This is a genomic window from Pseudobacillus badius, from assembly GCF_002189605.1.
Classification (GTDB): Bacteria; Bacillota; Bacilli; order Bacillales; family Domibacillaceae; genus Pseudobacillus; species Pseudobacillus badius.
The window spans coordinates 41,390-58,477 of the sequence record NZ_MWMM01000008.1 but is presented as its reverse complement, the minus strand read 5'-3'; the positions used below and the strand labels follow the sequence as shown (position 1 = coordinate 58,477).

At 44.9% G+C, this 17,088-nt stretch carries 18 protein-coding genes; 2 read left to right on the top strand and 16 right to left on the bottom strand.

Annotation, left to right across the window (positions count from 1 at the left end; genetic code table 11):
- Nucleotides 1-8 precede the first annotated feature (8 nt).
- From motS to B1A98_RS13485, 14 genes are all read right to left on the bottom strand, one after another.
- Entirely contained in the window at nt 9-728 is a 720-nt protein-coding gene (gene motS / locus B1A98_RS13550) for a flagellar motor protein MotS (protein ID WP_041097824.1), read from the bottom strand.
- The gene (gene motP / locus B1A98_RS13545) at nt 725-1,534 is read right to left on the bottom strand and encodes a flagellar motor protein MotP (protein WP_063383705.1); all 810 of its coding nucleotides are present in this window, start codon (nt 1,532-1,534) and stop codon (nt 725-727) included. The genes motS and motP overlap by 4 nt, the downstream gene beginning before the upstream one ends.
- A gap of 59 nt (nt 1,535-1,593) precedes the next feature.
- On the bottom strand, nt 1,594-2,589 hold the full coding sequence (ccpA, locus tag B1A98_RS13540; protein ID WP_063383704.1) for a catabolite control protein A: 996 nt from the start codon (nt 2,587-2,589) through the stop codon (nt 1,594-1,596).
- Nucleotides 2,590-2,662: 73 nt separating this feature from the next.
- Nucleotides 2,663-3,739, bottom strand: a complete 1,077-nt coding sequence (locus B1A98_RS13535; protein ID WP_041098300.1) for a bifunctional 3-deoxy-7-phosphoheptulonate synthase/chorismate mutase — start codon at nt 3,737-3,739, stop codon at nt 2,663-2,665.
- Nucleotides 3,740-4,004: 265 nt separating this feature from the next.
- The gene (gene ytxJ, locus B1A98_RS13530) at nt 4,005-4,331 is read right to left on the bottom strand and encodes a bacillithiol system redox-active protein YtxJ (RefSeq protein ID WP_063383703.1); all 327 of its coding nucleotides are present in this window, start codon (nt 4,329-4,331) and stop codon (nt 4,005-4,007) included.
- An 81-nt stretch (nt 4,332-4,412) separates the two neighbouring features.
- Nucleotides 4,413-5,144 (bottom strand): YtxH domain-containing protein, encoded by a 732-nt coding sequence (locus B1A98_RS21020; protein ID WP_063383702.1) that lies wholly within the window; start codon nt 5,142-5,144, stop codon nt 4,413-4,415.
- Between the two features lie 18 nt (nt 5,145-5,162).
- Nucleotides 5,163-5,654 (bottom strand): DUF948 domain-containing protein, encoded by a 492-nt coding sequence (locus B1A98_RS13520; RefSeq protein WP_063383701.1) that lies wholly within the window; start codon nt 5,652-5,654, stop codon nt 5,163-5,165.
- Nucleotides 5,655-5,869: 215 nt separating this feature from the next.
- Nucleotides 5,870-7,174, bottom strand: coding sequence for a UDP-N-acetylmuramate--L-alanine ligase (murC, locus tag B1A98_RS13515; protein WP_041097834.1), 1,305 nt, complete (start codon nt 7,172-7,174; stop codon nt 5,870-5,872).
- Between the two features lie 205 nt (nt 7,175-7,379).
- A complete protein-coding gene (locus B1A98_RS13510; protein ID WP_063383700.1) occupies nt 7,380-9,899 on the bottom strand; it encodes a DNA translocase FtsK in 2,520 nt (839 codons plus the stop codon).
- A gap of 150 nt (nt 9,900-10,049) precedes the next feature.
- Nucleotides 10,050-10,859 carry a DUF1444 domain-containing protein gene (locus B1A98_RS13505; RefSeq protein WP_063383699.1) on the bottom strand — a complete coding sequence of 270 codons (810 nt, stop codon included), beginning with the start codon at nt 10,857-10,859 and terminating at the stop codon, nt 10,050-10,052.
- Between the two features lie 83 nt (nt 10,860-10,942).
- Nucleotides 10,943-11,254: a thioredoxin family protein gene (locus tag B1A98_RS13500; protein WP_041097840.1), complete on the bottom strand. Its 312-nt coding sequence runs from the start codon at nt 11,252-11,254 to the stop codon at nt 10,943-10,945.
- A 2-nt stretch (nt 11,255-11,256) separates the two neighbouring features.
- Nucleotides 11,257-12,273, bottom strand: coding sequence for a PTS sugar transporter subunit IIC (locus B1A98_RS13495; protein WP_063383698.1), 1,017 nt, complete (start codon nt 12,271-12,273; stop codon nt 11,257-11,259).
- 73 nt (nt 12,274-12,346) lie between these two features.
- Nucleotides 12,347-12,865 (bottom strand): DUF84 family protein, encoded by a 519-nt coding sequence (locus B1A98_RS13490; protein ID WP_063383697.1) that lies wholly within the window; start codon nt 12,863-12,865, stop codon nt 12,347-12,349.
- Between the two features lie 117 nt (nt 12,866-12,982).
- On the bottom strand, nt 12,983-14,056 hold the full coding sequence (locus B1A98_RS13485) for a M42 family metallopeptidase (protein WP_063383696.1): 1,074 nt from the start codon (nt 14,054-14,056) through the stop codon (nt 12,983-12,985).
- Between the two features lie 165 nt (nt 14,057-14,221).
- On the opposite strand from B1A98_RS13485, the gene B1A98_RS13480 reads away from it, so the two are divergent.
- Complete coding sequence (locus tag B1A98_RS13480) at nt 14,222-14,542, top strand: PepSY domain-containing protein (protein WP_305954918.1); 321 nt, start codon at nt 14,222-14,224, stop codon at nt 14,540-14,542.
- A 54-nt stretch (nt 14,543-14,596) separates the two neighbouring features.
- Here the strand turns inward: B1A98_RS13480 and B1A98_RS13475 are convergent, their stop codons facing one another.
- Nucleotides 14,597-15,454 (bottom strand): YtnP family quorum-quenching lactonase, encoded by an 858-nt coding sequence (locus B1A98_RS13475; RefSeq protein WP_063383695.1) that lies wholly within the window; start codon nt 15,452-15,454, stop codon nt 14,597-14,599.
- 352 nt (nt 15,455-15,806) lie between these two features.
- Between B1A98_RS13475 and B1A98_RS13470 the strand changes: the two genes are divergently transcribed.
- Nucleotides 15,807-16,367 (top strand): YhcN/YlaJ family sporulation lipoprotein, encoded by a 561-nt coding sequence (locus B1A98_RS13470; protein WP_063383694.1) that lies wholly within the window; start codon nt 15,807-15,809, stop codon nt 16,365-16,367.
- Nucleotides 16,368-16,442: 75 nt separating this feature from the next.
- Here the strand turns inward: B1A98_RS13470 and trmB are convergent, their stop codons facing one another.
- Nucleotides 16,443-17,081: a tRNA (guanosine(46)-N7)-methyltransferase TrmB gene (gene trmB / locus B1A98_RS13465; RefSeq protein WP_063383693.1), complete on the bottom strand. Its 639-nt coding sequence runs from the start codon at nt 17,079-17,081 to the stop codon at nt 16,443-16,445.
- Nucleotides 17,082-17,088 lie beyond the last annotated feature (7 nt).

The window sequence follows — 17,088 nt, the reverse complement described above, 5'->3', positions numbered from 1 at the left end:
ATGAAGCCCTATTCTTTATAAGTTGGATCAGAAATGATAATCTGCACCCGGCGGTTTTTTTGCATATTCTCCTTGCTCGTATTAGGGGCGAGCGGCCGTGTATCTCCATAGCCGACAGCAATGAAGCGGTCCGGCTCCAGGCCGACATCATCTACAAAAAAACGAATGACACTGCCTGCCCGCGCGCTGGAAAGTTCCCAGTTAGAAGGATAAATAGCGTTTTTAATGGGGCGATTATCCGTGTGCCCCTCCACTTTGACCAAATTAGGAATGGTCTTCAATAGATTTCCTGTCTTTTCTAAAAAAGGATAGGCGTCCTCAAGAACAACGGCATCTCCCGTGCTGAAAACGACTTGCTCTTGAAGAATAAGCACAACACCGCGTTCATTTCTTGTCGCTGTGATGGTGTCTTCAAGTCCTTTTTCTTTTAAATATTTCTGAACTTCCTTTGCCAGCTGATCAAGGGATTCTTCATTGCGGTCGGCTTCCTGCTCATTCATCTTTTCCGATGGATATTCTCCAGGAACGATAGAATCGTTTGACTGAAAAACAGATTGTGCGTTGAACGACTGAGCGATGGTTTTAAATTTAATCATGTCAATCTGCGACATCGAAAAAAGCAAAATAAAGAACACTAAGATGAGTGTGACAAGATCAGAAAACGTCACCATCCATTTAGGGGCTCCTTTTGGTTCTCCTTTGCGGGAGGGACGGCGACGGCTGATCATAGCTCTGCCGCCTCATTTGCAGTCATTGATTCTGCCCTCTTTCTCTCGCTGCCATCAGAGAATGCCTGCAGCTTTTCCCGAAGGATCTTTGGATTTTGCCCCGATTGTACGCCAACTACGCCTTCAATCACAATTTCTCGGAAAAAGACCTCTTTCTCTGTTTTCAATGCTAATTTTGCCGCCATTGGCAAAAAAACAAGATTGGCAAGCAATGAACCATAGAGCGTTGTTAATAGGGCAACCGCCATATTCGGACCTAGTGAAGTCGGATCATCCAGATTTTTGAGCATTAGCACAAGCCCGATCAAGGTCCCAATCATTCCCCAGGCTGGAGCATAGTCCCCTGCTTTCTCCAAAAGGCTTCGTTTCTTTCTATGCCGTTCTTCGAGTGCTGTAATCTCAGCATTCATAATATCGACAAGCATATCCTGCTCAATGCCGTCGATCGCCAGCATCATGCCTTTCTTTAAAAACGGATCTTCTTCTTCCTGTACATCTTTCTCGAGTGCCAGCAGCCCTTCACGGCGAGCCTTCTCAGACAGCTCTACAAATCTTTGGATGAGCGCATCCAAATCCATTTCTTCCTCGCGAAATGCCTGTCTCATTACCGTAAAAAGATATTTGATTTCGCTAAATGGGAAATTAATGAGCAAGCCGGCTGTTATTCCGCCAAATACAATTAAGATTGACGGCAAATGAATAAAAGAGGCAAAGCCATCGGTGCCGCCGCTGGTCACAATAGCAAACACTAGCAGAACAAGCCCTGCAAGAATGCCAATAGGTGTCAGTGCATCAAATTTTTTCATCTTTCCTCCCTACCTTCTGCTGCAGAAACAGTCTTCTACTCTTACTATCGGAGGAAATATTACTTTGTTGACCCTCTTTTTTCAATACGATGCGGCAGCACAACAATCGGGCTTTCTACTTCTTCTTTATTCATGTATTTTGTTAACAGCCTCATAGCGACTGCTCCGATATCGTACAATGGCTGTACGACAGAGGTCAGCTGAGGGCGGACCATCAATGCAAGCTTCGTGCTTTCGAAGCTAATAACTTCCAGGTCTTCAGGAATTTTCAATCCGCTATCCTGTGCCCCGTGAATAATGCCGAGAGCCATCTCATCGCCATTAGCAAATACTGCCGTCGGCTTGACAGCAGCTGTTTCAAGCTTGTGCCACGCCTCGATCCCTGATTCGTATGTGTAATCTCCATCAATCACTAATTCATCGACAACAGGTAAGTTCGCAGCATCCATGCCTTCCTTATATCCGCGCAATACATATTGGCTGATTGTATCATCCAACGGTCCATCAACAAATGCAATATGTTCATGCCCTTTTTCAGCGAGCGCGCTGATAACATCAACCGCCGCTTCCTCATAGTTAATATTGACAGACGGGATTTTTTCAGTAGGCTCCAATGAACCTGCCAAAACAACTGGAACTGGAGAACGTTCAAACTCTTCCACATGCTCCTGTGTGATTCGGCCGCCCATAAATATAAGCCCGTCTACTTGCTTGCCGAGCATCGTATGGATTAAGTGGATTTCCTTCTCCTTATTTTGGTCGGAGTTGCTTAAGATAATATTGTATTTATACATGGTGGCAATGTCTTCAATCCCTCTTGCCAATTCAGCGTAAAATATATTCGAGATATCGGGGATAATTACGCCTACTGTTGTCGTTTTCTTGCTGGCCAATCCGCGAGCTACCGCATTTGGGCGATAGCCAAGGCGTTCAATGACTTCCAATACTTTTTTTCTTGTAGCAGGCTTTACATTTGGATTTCCATTTACCACACGGGAAACCGTTGCCATAGAAACACTCGCTTCCCGGGCTACATCATAGATCGTTACATTCATTTTTTTATCTTCTCCTTCGAATTAACTTTTTATCTCTATCTTAACAAAAAAAACTCCTGTAAATACACAGGAGTTACGCTTTTACAGGAATAGTTTGAAGAACTTCCTGATAAAATTCATCAAATTGTTGCAAATTCATTTGCTGTGCAGAGTCAGAAAGGGCTACAGCCGGATCAGGGTGCACCTCCGCCATGACTCCGTCTGCCCCAATAGCAAGCGCTGCTTTCGCTGTTGGAATTAACAGATCACGTCGTCCTGTGGAGTGAGTCACGTCTACAAAGACAGGCAAATGTGTTTCCTGCTTCAAGATTGGCACAGCCGAGATATCTAATGTATTGCGTGTCGCACGCTCGTATGTGCGTATGCCGCGCTCACAAAGTATAATTTGATCATTTCCGCGAGAGATAATGTACTCAGCTGCGTTAATGAATTCTTCAATTGTTGCTGCAAGACCGCGTTTTAAGAGTACGGGCTTCTTCACGCTGCCGGCCGCTTTCAGCAATTCAAAGTTTTGCATGTTGCGGGCTCCAATTTGGATCACATCAATATAATCGCAAGCTACCTCAATATCAGCCGGATTCACGATCTCACTGACAACCGCCAGATCATATTCATCAGCGACTCTCTTCAAGATTTTCAATCCTTCCAAACCAAGACCTTGGAAATCATAAGGAGAGGTACGCGGCTTGAATGCTCCGCCTCGAATTAATTTAAGTCCTTTATTTTTAATGGCTTCTGCTACTGCTGCCACTTGTTCATACGATTCAACAGCGCAAGGTCCGAATACAAATGTCGGAGAACCGTTTCCTACTTTCTCTCCGCGAATATTCACAATCGTATCTTCCGGTTTCTTCTTACGGGAAACAAGAAGCGCCTTGCGATGATCGTCTTGCTGCAGCTCAAGCCCCGCTTTGAAGATTTCTTTAAACAAGTGTTCAATCGTTGAATTTTCAAATGGCCCGCTGTTGCTTTCAACGATTTTATTCAGCATCGCTCTTTCGCGGACAGGATCATAACGGTTGACGCCCTGCTTTTCTTTCACTCGCCCGATTTCCTGAACGAGTGTAGCGCGCTCGCTGATAAGATTCAGGAGTTCTACGTTTATTTCGTCAACACGCTGTCTTAACTGATCTAGTTCCTGGTTACTCACAATTATCATCCTTCCGCTTTAATATATTTATATCGCTTTCTCCCCTGCTCAATTGCACGCCTCTCCATCCGTCTTTCTTTTCCTGGCGGGAAAGAACCCAACGGGAGAGAAGCAAGGTTTCCAATGTTAGGGACTATTATAAAACAAACATTCTGAAATGTCACGAACATTTTTCTTTAATTATTAGACGCTTTTAAGCGTTAAAGTAAAATAGTGAAAATAAGGTTGAAAAAGGCGGATTTTCACCCTTTTCAACCTTGCTTTTTTATTTTTTTGAATCAGCGTTTTCCAATTGCTCGCGCGTAATTTTCCAATGAGATGCATGCCAGGAGGGCCGCCCGTTTTCAAATAGAAATGCCTGCGGAGATTGATGGATGATATCGTATTCTCCCGCTATATAATTGGAAAGCTCCCTTGAATCCTGAACAGCTAAATAATATCCTTGTTCGTCCGGATGTTCATGTAAAAATGCTTGATATTCATCAAAGGCGCTGGCGCTCACTGGACATGTTGTACTATGCTTAAGGAAAAAGAAACGTTTATTTTCTTCCGCTAATTTTTCAAAATCGGCGATAATCTCTATTTTCTTCACGTTGATCTCCCTTCTGTATTGTAAACTTCCCGCTTTTTTAGCATGCAGTGGCAAAAAAACAGCGGACAAGCCGCTGCTTTTTTATTTATTATTTTTTTTGTTGTGGGGCTTGCTGCTGTTCGAATTATTTTTATTTGAAGCGTTCGAGCTGTTTTTGACAGGACTGTTAGCTACGTTCTGTCCGCCTTTCTTGGCTTTTTCATCTACACCGACATCTGCTGGGTTGGCATAAACAGACGGTGCTGGCTTTTCAGCTTCTGCTGAACTGCCGGCCGCAGCTTCTCGGCTTGATTGCGAGTCTGCAGATGATCCACTCGTATTGCCAAGGTTTTTCTCGGTTTGGTCAAAGGCTTTTTTTGTTTCCTCCAGCTTTTGAGAGATAGAATCCTTGACAGAACCGGCTGTTTCTTTGGCCTGGTCCATCATTTCATTTGCAGCCTCATTAGTTGAATCTGATCCGCCTGTTGGCATCATCGTCTTCACTTTGCCCATTAAGGCACCGGATTGATCTTGGACAGATTGAGACAAAGTAGACGTTTTATCTTTGGCGACAGCAGCAAGAGTGTTTCCTTTTTCGATTGCCATTTCCGTCCAGCCGCTAGCCCGTTCCTTCAATGTGCCTGCCTGTGAATTGAAGTCTTCACGCAGCTCTTTTCCAGATTTCGGAGCCATAAATAAAGCAGTGGCAGCGCCGACTAACCCGCCGACTAATGCACCGATTAAAAAATCTTTCGTGTTCATTGTACCGTCATCGTAGCTGTTTCCTGCCTCATAATTATCGTACTTTACATTCGGCTTTTTCATTTGTCCCATATCAATCTCTCCTTTTCGTTAATAATTTGGCTGGCGAGTTACAGACGAAGCTGATTCCGGAGCAGACAACTCTCCGGCATTCGCCTTGCGCGGCCGCTCTTCTTTTCCTTCTTTAAACTTTTCAACAAGCTGTTTGACAATGTTCCCCCACTGCACTGCCTGGGAAATTTTATACTGATTTTTTTCCATTTGTGAGGCAACAGTTGTCGTTACTTTATTGATAGACTGGTTCAAGTTTTGAACAGTTAAACCAACATCTTTAACAGCGTATACCACTGTATTCAGTTGTTCAGTTTTATGCTGGACATCCTCAGCAAGGGCATTTGTTTTATGTAATAACTCTGTTGTTTCCGCTGTAATGCCTTGCATTTGTCCTTCTAATCTGTCTACTGTCCGGGAAAGGCTGTCCAGTGTTTTGTCAACTGATTTTAAAGTTTTTGACAAACTCAGGACAAGAATTAAAAAAGCGATCGCCGCTAACGCAGCACTTAAATACAAAATGATTTCCACTGTATGACACCTCCTGCAGTTCTTTTACTATACACTAAAGTTACCCCACAAATAAAAGGTTAAACACTCATAAATTCTCTTAAATGCCTAATTTTCCTGCTTATTTACCAAAAAAGTATAAAATGTTCACCGTTTAGCCACAGCTGCCGCTGAAAAAGAAAACTGCCGGAGAATCTCCGGCAGCCGGCGAGAAAGTGACAGCTGCCACCTTCTCATTATTGTTCATTCAGGTAGTTTTCATACGCAGACTGAAACTTTTGAATATCTCCGGCTCCCATAAAAACCAGCACGCTATCTTTGTGTTTGGCTAGGGAAGAGGTTTCTTCTTCCTTCAGTAAAACAGAGCCGGGAATCCTTTTTTGTAGATCTTCGATCGTCAGCTGGCCATGATGTTCACGGGCAGATCCGAAAATATCACATAAATATACACGGTCGGCTCCGTTGAGACTTTCAGCAAAATCGTCTAAGAAAGTCTGCGTTCTAGAGAAGGTATGCGGTTGAAAGATAATAACGATTTCTCTGTCATGATACTTCTGACGTGCAGAGTTAATCGTTGCTTTGATTTCAGTAGGATGATGCGCATAGTCGTCAATCAGCACCTGGGTTCCGATCACCTTCTCAGAAAAGCGCCGCTTCACGCCTTCAAACGTCAACAATCTTTCTTTGACGATTTCCGTGTCAATTTCCTCGTAATGACAAAGCGCAATGACAGCAAGCGCATTTAAAATATTGTGATCTCCGAATGTCGGAATTTTAAATGATGCATAGAATGTATGGCGCACAAAAACATCAAAAGTTGTACCTGTTGCATCATGCTGCACGTTACGGGCCTGAAAATCATTTTCTTCTGCAAATCCATAAAACACGACAGGCACTTTAGCATGAATTCCTTGCAGGTACTCATCATCCCCACAAGCAAAAATTCCCTTTTTCACCTTGAGGGCCATTTCCTGGAACGCAGAAAAGACGTCTTCTACATCGGCAAAATAATCCGGATGGTCAAAATCAATGTTCGTCATAATCGCATAGTCCGGGTCGTAGGATAAGAAGTGCCGGCGATATTCACATGCTTCAAAAGGAAAATAGATCGCCTCTTTCTCCCCTTTACCTGTGCCATCCCCGATCAGGAAAGAAGTTGGTTTTGCCCCGCTAATCACATGGGCCAGCAAACCTGTTGTTGATGTCTTTCCATGAGCGCCGGTAACAGCAATGCTCGTAAAGTTTTGCATAAATTCTCCAAGAAAGCGGTGGTAGCGAATAACAGGAATCTGCAATTCATTCGCCCGCTGAATTTCCTCGTGATCATCGGGAAACGCATTGCCGGCAATTACAGTCATGCCCGGCTGAATATTATCAGCCCGAAACGGCAAGATAGGAATACCTGCCTCCTCCAGTGCTTTTTGAGTAAAAAAAGATTTATCCACATCAGAACCTTGCACGGTTTCACCTTGATCATGAAGAACTTGTGCAAGGGCGCTCATTCCCGAGCCTTTAATTCCAACAAAGTGGTATGTTGTCATAATAGAACCTCCAGCATTCGTCTATCCGTAAGCATTATATGTATTTTAAGCCATTTTGCCCTTTTATAGACGACGGACAGTTAGCATTTTACATTGAAACATTATAACACTTTTTTTCGCGGCTGACTATGCAGCGTTTTTTTTCTGCCTAAAAAAGGAGGCCGCGTTTGATTGCGGACCTCCAAATCGCATCTTTGCAAACCAATTAATTTCCATGGGAATCATGGAGCGCTTGCAGCTCTTCTTCTGTCAAAAGCACCTCTCGCGGTCTTCCGGCTCGCTGCCCAGATACAAATCCTTGGGTTTCCATCATTTCGATTAAGCGAGCAGCCCGGTTATAGCCGATTTTGAAATGACGCTGCAATAAAGAAGTAGAGGCCCCGCCCTGCTGGACCACAAACTCACATGCTTCCGGGAAGAGTTCATCTTCTGTTTCTGAAATAGCCGCTTTTTGAAGAAGCTCCTCCTGCTCAAACAAGTAATTGGGCTCCTGTTCTCTCCGTACGTGCGCCACGATTGTATCAATTTCATCGTCAGAAACAAATGTACCTTGCAGGCGTACTGTTTCTGATGCCCCATTATTCAAAAAGAGCATATCACCGCGGCCGAGCAGCTTCTCCGCTCCACCTGTATCAATAATTGTGCGCGAATCTACTTGAGAAGACACAGAAAAAGCGATTCTCGTTGGAATGTTTGCTTTAATTAACCCAGTAATAACATCAACTGAAGGACGCTGTGTCGCTACAATTAAATGAATGCCGCACGCCCGCGCCTTTTGAGCGATCCGGCAAATCGCTTCTTCGACATCCGCAGGTGACATCATCATTAAATCAGCAAGCTCGTCAATGATAATGACGATATACGGCAAATGTTCACTTTTTCTTCCATGCGCCTCCGCTTTCTCATTGTACTTGGTAATGTCCCGAACGCCGGAATGGACAAAGAGCTCATAACGTCTCTCCATCTCTTCTACTGCCCATTTCAAAGCGGCTGTTGCTGCTTTGACATCTGTTATAACCGGACTTACCAGATGAGGAATACCGTTATAAGGCGCTAATTCAACCATTTTCGGATCAATGAGCATCAGCTTTAATTCATGAGGCGCGGCTTTATACAGAAGGCTGACGAGAATTGAGTTAATACAGACGCTCTTTCCTGATCCTGTTGCCCCGGCAATTAAGCCATGGGGCATTTTCTTTAAATCCAGCACAACCGGCTCGCCGGAAATATCGAGACCGAGTGCTGAAGTGAGCGGAGAGGAATTTTCCGCAAAGGCGGGACTGGAAATGATTTCACTGATCTGCACCGGGCGGCTTTCTTTGTTCGGCACTTCAATCCCGATGACCTGAGTGCCGGGAATTGGCGCCTCAATCCGAATGTTCCGTGCAGCCAGGCTCCGTTTAATATCATCCGTTAAATTTGTGATTTTGCTTACTTTTACGCCCCGTTCCGGCTCCACTTCAAACCGGGTAACAGAAGGGCCAACGGTAACGTTAACTACTGACGCCTTCACATTAAAATTCTTGAACGTTTCATTCAACACTTCACTTTGTGCATCGACCAATTCCCGGCTGGCTTCTTTCACAACAGGCGGGGATAAATAGGTTTCATACGGAAAGACATAGTACTCCGGCTCGCTATCGCTGACGGCTTCTCCCTGCTTTTCCTCAGCAGCTGCAGGCGGCGTCAGACTCTCCTGTTCTTCCTCCTGCGGAAGAGCAGGATCATCTTCTTGGACAGGAAGCAACTCTTCAAGCAGAACAGGCGGCTGTTCGTGCCGTTTCTTCAGCAATTCGCGATCCTGTTTGGACATGATCACATTAAAGGGAGTTTGCCTTCTTTTGTGGCTTCTCTTTTCAGCTCGGGAAACTTTTCTTTCCTCCGGCAGCTTTCCTGTAGAATTTTCAGGCAGCGCCAGCTTTTCTTCAGCCTTTTCTTCAATCTGTTCCTCTGTTTTCTCCTCTGGTACGAACACCGCAAGCTCCTCTTTTTGTGCCGGTTCAGCTACAGTAGCAGCGGCTTCTTCGACGGCGAACAATGGTGCAGCTTCTACATCAAATACTTTTTTCTTGTCCTCCGGCTTGAATAAAAGCAGAGGTTCTTCCTTTGGAAGTTTAGGAGCCGGCGCTTCTGTTTCAACCGGGTCAGCCGGAGTAAATAACACCTTTTCCTCTTCTTCAATATTCACTGTTTGCAGCTCCGGCGCCTCTTCGTGAACTATCGGACTACTCTCTTCCTGATGATTCAGCTCTGTCTCAGCTTTTTTATCCTCTGCAGGCATAGGCCGTTTTTGAAATCCGTAGATAGGAGAAGGAACCTCTGTCGGCTTAAAAGGGCCAGAAGGTGGCTTATAAGCCTCTGATGCCTGAACTGGCTGTGCAGAGTACACTTTTTCTTCCGGCTCATAAGTATATCCCTGTTCTGCCTCAAGTGTATTGCCAGGGAAATCTTCCCTTTCTAAACGAATTCTTCTTTTCCGGCGCGGCTGCAGTTGAGCTCTCTCTGGTTGAGAAAGACCTAACTCCCGAGAAGGGTAGCGATAAGTGACTTTCGCTTTCATTTCCGGCGTTTCTGGAGGCCGCTCATGAAATGCATAAGGAGCTGGCTGCTCCTCTGGCTTTTGTGAAACTGGTTTTTCATCTGCAGTCGGCTCAGCCGGTTGTTCAAACTCTTCATCATCTATTTCTTCACGAAACAATCCCATTATTTTTTTAAAGAAACTCATTACAATCACCTTTTCTTTTTAGAAAATCATTTCTTATTTTAACAGCTTTTGCCGCTGTGGCTATAGTAAATCGCAACAATTGAGACTTTTGCACCGAAAGACTGAAAAACCTTGAAAGCGCCGGTCTGCCTTCAAGGTTTTTCAGTCTATTTATTCATCTTCTCTTCCAACAGTCCGGTTTTTAGCCATGATAAAGATAGGTTCCAGCTTTCCTTCTTCATATAAAAATGAGAGAGCGGTAATCGGCACGTGTCCGCTCGTAAAAAAGCTCATTGTCATTTGAGCCAGTACATCATAGCCCGTTTCATTGCGGATATCACCGACAATAAGTACATCGCCATGAGGAACGGATACGGTCATTTCCCCCTCGGCTCTTTCAAACATGTCTTTTAAAAACTTATCATTTAAAATCCGGCTGGCATCATAGCCATCATTCGTATTGAGGAAATAAAATTTGTTGCCGGCGACTTCATCTGTTTTTACATCTGTTTTTAAAGAACGAAGGTTAAATTGAGCGATTTCACGAATATGTTCTTTCGTCCATCCTTCTTTTTTCATCATCTGTTCATCAATAAGACGATACGTTTTCCCCAGATCCAGTGCATAGTAGATATTGGTCTCCGCTGTATGTTCGTCAATAAAAAATGGCACTTCTTCCGCCGCCTCTTTCGGAAAAGAAGTGGAACGGATTACAGGAAAAATATTTTTTTCTTGCGCCGACAGCGAATGGTCGGCTCCCATGACAGACAGTGCCTCTTCTGCATAGTAAATGACCTCGTCAATTGCTTTTTCCTTTTTTTCATGCCACTTCGCGACGATCCCCGGGAGTGAGATAGTAATGCCTTTTCCTGACTGTTCATTTTCAATCCGCAGCTCGTCTCTTTCACGATCAAATGTAAACGAGCGATGGCTCTGTTTCAAACGCTCTTCAAGAATGCGTCTTAATTTTTTTGAATCCACACACTCTCTCCTTTCTCCACAAAGACGCCTGGCCAGCCGACTGCCAAAACAAACCGGCAACCGGCGAGCCAGACGCTCGAATGTTATAAGCTTTCAACAAATTGCTCGATTTCTTCCTTTGTCTTCCGGTCCTTGCTGACAAACCGGCCCAGCTCTTTGCCGCTGTCAAAGGCTACAAAGCTCGGAATGCCGAAGATATCCATACTGATACACAAATCGAGGAAGTCGTCACGATCGACATAGACAAAATTGTATTCATTATATTTCTCCTCAATTTCAGGCAGCACAGGTTCGATCACCCGGCAATCCGGACACCAGTCGGCAGAAAACAAAAAGATCTGTTTCCCTGATTCTTTCAGCTGCTGAAATTCCTCGATTGATGCTAGCTTCTTCACTCTTATTTTCCTCCTGTCGAGATGGTCATCTGGCCGGACTTAATCCAGCCCTTCCTTCTCATAGCTTCTGATATGAGTAAGCTTATCACAAGAGGACCGGCAAAATGAAGCAGAAAGACTTGCAGAAAAACCTCTGCTTTAAAGCCCATAACAGAAAACGTCATAATCTGACCAACAAGTCCCGAGGTCCCCATCCCTGCTCCGGCAGCATTGTTTGCCATTGGCCATATCGTAGTGCCGATTGGTGCCAGTATCGCTCCGGCCACAGTAGGCGGGATCAGGATAAGCGGATGCTGAATAATATTAGGGACCTGCAGCATTGAGGTTCCCAGGCCTTGGGCGATAAAGCCGCCTAACTTGTTTTCACGCCAGCTTGCTGCTGCAAAACCGATCATTTGCGCACTGCAGCCAATAGTAGCAGCTCCGGCAGCCAAGCCGTTTAAATCTAACATTAAAGCAATGGCGGCGCTAGATATCGGTGCGGTAAGCGCCAAGCCCATTAATACAGCGACAAGTATGCCCATCGTAATTGGACGCTGCAGCGTGGCCCATTCGATCCAGCCGCCAAACCATTTCATAAATGTATTGATGCCTGGCCCCAACAAAGCCGCTGCGCTATAACCCGTGGCAATCGTCACGAAAGGAGCCACAATAATGTCTACTTTTGTTGTGCCGCTGAGAGCCTTTCCAATCTCCGCTCCCAAAAGAGCCGCAACATAGCTGCCTGCAGGCCCGCCAAGCGCAGCCCCCGCCGCTCCCGTTGCCACACTGGCGAACAGAACAAGGGGCGGCGCTTTCAAACCAAATGCGACTGCTACTCCAATAGCAGGCCCCATAAGGCTCATCGCCAATTTTCCCATTTCTATAAGAAAAGGCACGTTCAATTGCTCACCGATTGTTTTGATAATTAAACCGATAATAAGAGAGCTAAACAGCCCGAGTGCCATGAAGCTGAGCGCTTCGACAAAATAAACCTTCGGTGACAAGGTCACTCCTTTTTTTTGCAAATATGCTTTCAAAACGATTCCTCCTTACACCTATATTTACTGGTGTAAAGACAATTATATACTGTTTTCGCGGCAAAAAAAGCCCTTATTTGTCATTGTTCCGCAAAAATTGTCCTAGCAATAGTTTTGCCACATGAAGGAACATTTCATCCCTTGTTACTAAGCCGTTGGAAAAAATCCCAACCGCTCCCTCGTGCTGCCGGATTCCTTTTTTATTCGTAACTTGATCCATGACCGGACCAAGTTCTTGCCCGCTGCGGAGCTGTTCCGCTACTTCTTCAGGCAATAAAATTCGAGCGCCTCCTGCAGTGATAACAGGCTGTTCCTTCACGGCAAGCGCTCCCCAATTACAAAGGTATAATCCGTCTTCCGTTTCCATGACTCCTCCTTCAAGGCCGATCCCAATATGAGCTTCTGCCTTTTCAAGAACAGCTTTCGCCCGGTTGATTGCCCCTTGTTTCGTTTCTGTATCGGAAAACGGCTGTTCTCTGACTCCGGAAGGAACGGAAAGGGCAATCACTTCTCCCTCTAGATGGGCTGCTTGCACTGCTTTTTCCACTGCCAGCCTCTTAGCCGGATTAGATGAACCGATCGCTATCTTCATGTATACCCCCTGCTTTCGTCATAGTATTTTCAGCCCCCTTCGCCAAAGCAAATTCTTGTTTCCCGGTCTTTTATCAAATAAAAACAGGCGCTTATTATGATCAGCGCCTGAATATGTTCAGCTCCCTGCTTTTAAGGAATCTACTGTCGCCCGGTCACTTGCTTTTACAAGGCGAATGAGCAGTTCTTTCGCGGCTGCGTAATCATCCACATGGATAATAGACGCATGCGTATGGATATAGCGTGAACAAATGCCGATGACAGCACTAGGCACACCTTCATTAGAGGTATGGACGCGGCCGGCATCTGTCCCGCCTTGAGAAACAAAATATTGATAGGGGATGTGATGAGTTTCAGCTGTATCAAGTATAAACTCTCTTATTCCCCGATGCGTGACCATCGTCCGGTCAAAAATGCGAAGCAAGGCTCCTTTGCCCAGTTGGCCAAATTCGGTCTTATCCCCGGAGGCATCATTAGCTGGACTGGCATCCAATGCATAGAAAATATCCGGCTGAATCATTTGAGCAGCAGTTTGGGCGCCGCGGAGACCGACTTCCTCCTGTACGGTTGCCCCAGCATAAAGGCGGTTTGGCACAGTCTCTCCTTGAAGTTCCTTTAACAGTTCAATGGCTAAACCGCAACCGTAGCGATTATCCCAGGCTTTGGCGAGAATTTTCTTTTTATTTGCCATCGGAGTAAAGAGAGAAACCGGCAAAATCGACTGGCCTGGTTTGATGCCAATACTTTTCGCATCTTCTTTATCATCTGCTCCGATATCAATCAGCATATTTTTGATTTCCATCGGCTTCTTGCGCTGTTCTTCATTCAACAAGTGAGGAGGCACGGAGCTGATGACCCCAATCACCGGACCATTGTCCGTTATAATTTGCACCCGTTGAGCAAGAAGCACCTGTCCCCACCAGCCGCCAAGCGGTTGAAACCTGATCATTCCGTTATCTGTGATTTGTGTAACCATAAATCCGACTTCATCCATATGTCCGGCAACCATGACTACAGGATCATTATCTGCTCCCTTTTTCACGCCGAAAATGCTGCCAAGCCCGTCTTGAATGATCTCATCCGCACACATTTCCAATTGCGTGCGCATGAACCGGCGGACATCGTGCTCATTTCCAGGGGCCCCCGGCAATTCCGTTAAAGTTTTAAAGAGGTCCATCGTTTCTTTATTCATGCTCTACTCTCCTTTTAAAGTCTGAACTGCCTTCATTCTACAGAAAATTGGACTAGACTTCCAGTTGGGACTATGGCAATTTTCCGAACATGAAAGACAGAAGTTTCAGCATTTTTCAAATTGATGTATACTTATAGTAATCTATTAAAAACAGGGGTGAAAAAAATGAACATTAATTGGGGGGCATTCCTATTGGGAGCTGCTGCTGGAGCAGCAGGCGCCGTCATTGCACAGCAAAACTTGTCAAAAACTACATACGTTTCAGCGGAAAAAGCACTGAAAGAGGTAAAGGAAGCGTTTAAATCAGAAGGACCGATTGATGGTTCCTGGATTAAAATGAAGCCGGAACCATTGAAAAAAGCCGGAATGGACAAAATGGTGTACAAAGGCGGAGTTTCCCGCACAATCGGCCAGGAAAGAGAACAATTTGAATTTGTTGCCGACTCTCGCACAGGCACAATTATGGATGTATACAAAACGTATTAATCATCCTTATAACAGGAAAAGGGCTGTCCTATACGGGCAGCCCTTTTCCTGTCTTCAGCTTTGCACAGCTGCTTTTTCACGTTTGACGGACTCGATGACTTCCCCTTGTTCATTCCATTTTACCGCCCGGTAAACCGCATCATGATAAAAGAAAAACCATGCTTTTCTCTTCATCGCTTCAGGCAGCCACTTTTGCTTGGCTGCAATTGAATCCATTGGATAATCATCATAGGCCAGCACCCAAAGCGCATTTTGATGGGCATGGGTCGGCATGAGATCGGCCATATGAATGAGCCACTCTCCGCCTTGTTCAATTGTAATAATGGAATGGCCATTGCTGTGGCCGCCTGTATGAATCATTTTCACTCCTGTTACCGGCTCTATCTCTTCCTTATATGTTTGCACCTGGTGTGCAATTGCTTCCCAATTTTCCTTCCAATATGTGTTCCTTGACCGGATATTTGGATGCCGCATTTCTTCCCATTCAGTCTCTGATGTGTAAATAACTGCGTTTGGAAAAGCAGGCACCAAGTTGTCCCCTTCAACCTTTGTTAATCCGAGAGCATGGTCAAAATGCATATGAGTCATCAAAATCATATCAATATCAGCAGGAGTCACCCCTAACTCCGCCAGACCTTCCTCCACTTTTGATTCTTCATTTACGCCATAATTGCGCATTTGCTTCTCGGTTAGCCGGCCGTTGCCGATTCCTGACTCGATTAAAATATTCTTCCCATCAAGCTGAAAAAATATTGGATCTGTCCGCAATTCAATTTGATTCTTGTCATTGCTCGCATATTTTTTTGACCAAAGAGGTTTTGGCACAACTCCAAACATGGCACCGCCGTCCATATTTGTCACACCGCCTGTTAGCCATGTCAGCGTCAGTTCTCCTACCTGCAGTTTCTCCATTTTCTCCTCCCCCTTCTTTTGTTCACATTTATTGTAACACTTCTTAAAAAATTGCGACATTGCCAACTGCTGGATAAAACCGTGAATGGAGAAAGAATTATTTTTAATAGGATGAATTTGTTGAAGAAGATGATTGAGGCTTCGACAGATCGTACTGCAGCCGGACGCTTTTAGCAGAAGCCGCCTCCTTTCCCAGGCATGAACGAGAAAGAAATCAACACTAAATAATTATAGAGCCAATCGGATAAATCCTTTGTTAACAAGCCTAGGCAAACGGATCTGTCAGTTGATGAATAATTATTGAAGAATCGGTTCATCTTAAAGGTGTACATCATAGAAAGGAGCATTCACCATGATGAAACTAAAGCATATAACTATCGCTTTCTTGCCATTTGTTTTATTGTTCGGATGTAACGCCAATGATGCAGCGAATGAGCGCAAAGGTGTAGACATTGAAAATGCCCGTTATGCCCCTCCAAATACCCAAGATTCTAATGGGGTTCGAAACGACATGAATGACCGGAGCAGGGCTCTGACAAATAACGATGATAATAACATGATTGACAACAACGATAATAACGGCATGGAGGTATCTGGCCGGGCAGAAAAAAGGCTTGAAAATTTAAAGGAAATACAAACAGCCAAAGTTATCGTTACTGACCACACCGCTTATGCCGCAGTTGTTCTAAACGACGGATCAAAAGGAAATTTGAGCAATAAGCTTGAAGATAAAATTGCTGATGAGGTAAGAACAGCAGACCGCAGCGTCCAGAAGGTATATGTGTCCGCAAACCCTGATTTTGTACAGAGAATGCAAGGATATGGGGACCGTATCCAAGCCGGTCATCCAATCTCAGGTTTGTTTGACGAATTTTCCGACACTGTACGCCGGGTATTTCCAGACGCCCGTTAACAAGCTGAACATTCCGCAGTCAAAGTAAAACATGCCTCCATCTAGATGGAGGCATGTTTTTTTGAACGGCCTGTGTCACCGGTATTTGGCTTCAACCCGGTAAATCCGCTGGCCTTTTTGCGAAAATTTTTCTTCATACTCTGTCATAATATTGCCTTCAAAATCACTTTTGTGCAGATCAAGGCTGAGGAACGTCAGGAGCATTCCGTAAGCCGAGAAGCTTTGCAGGGAGTATTCAAATAGCCCCTGATTATCTGTTTTAAAATGAATTTCTCCGCCATCAGGCATGATGTCTTCATATAGCTTTAAAAACGTCCGGTAAGTTAGTCGCCGTTTATCATGGCGCTTTTTCGGCCATGGATCGGAAAAATTCAAATAGACGCGACTAACATCCCCTTTTGCAAAATATTGGGCCAGATTTCTGGCGTCAGCATTCAGCAGCTTTACATTCGGAAGCTCAGCTTCAATTAGGCGATCCAACGCTGTAACAATGACACTTTCATACAGCTCGACGCCGATAAAATTCACATCTGGATGGGCTTTCGCCATTTCTGTAACAAACTGGCCTTTGCCCGTTCCTACCTCGATGTATATGGGATTATCGTTATGAAATACTTCCTTCCAATTGCCCCGGTAATCTTCCGGATTAGGGACAATATATTGTGGATAGGCCTCGATTTTTTCCTTGGCCCATGGTTTATGTCTTAATCGCATGGCGGCA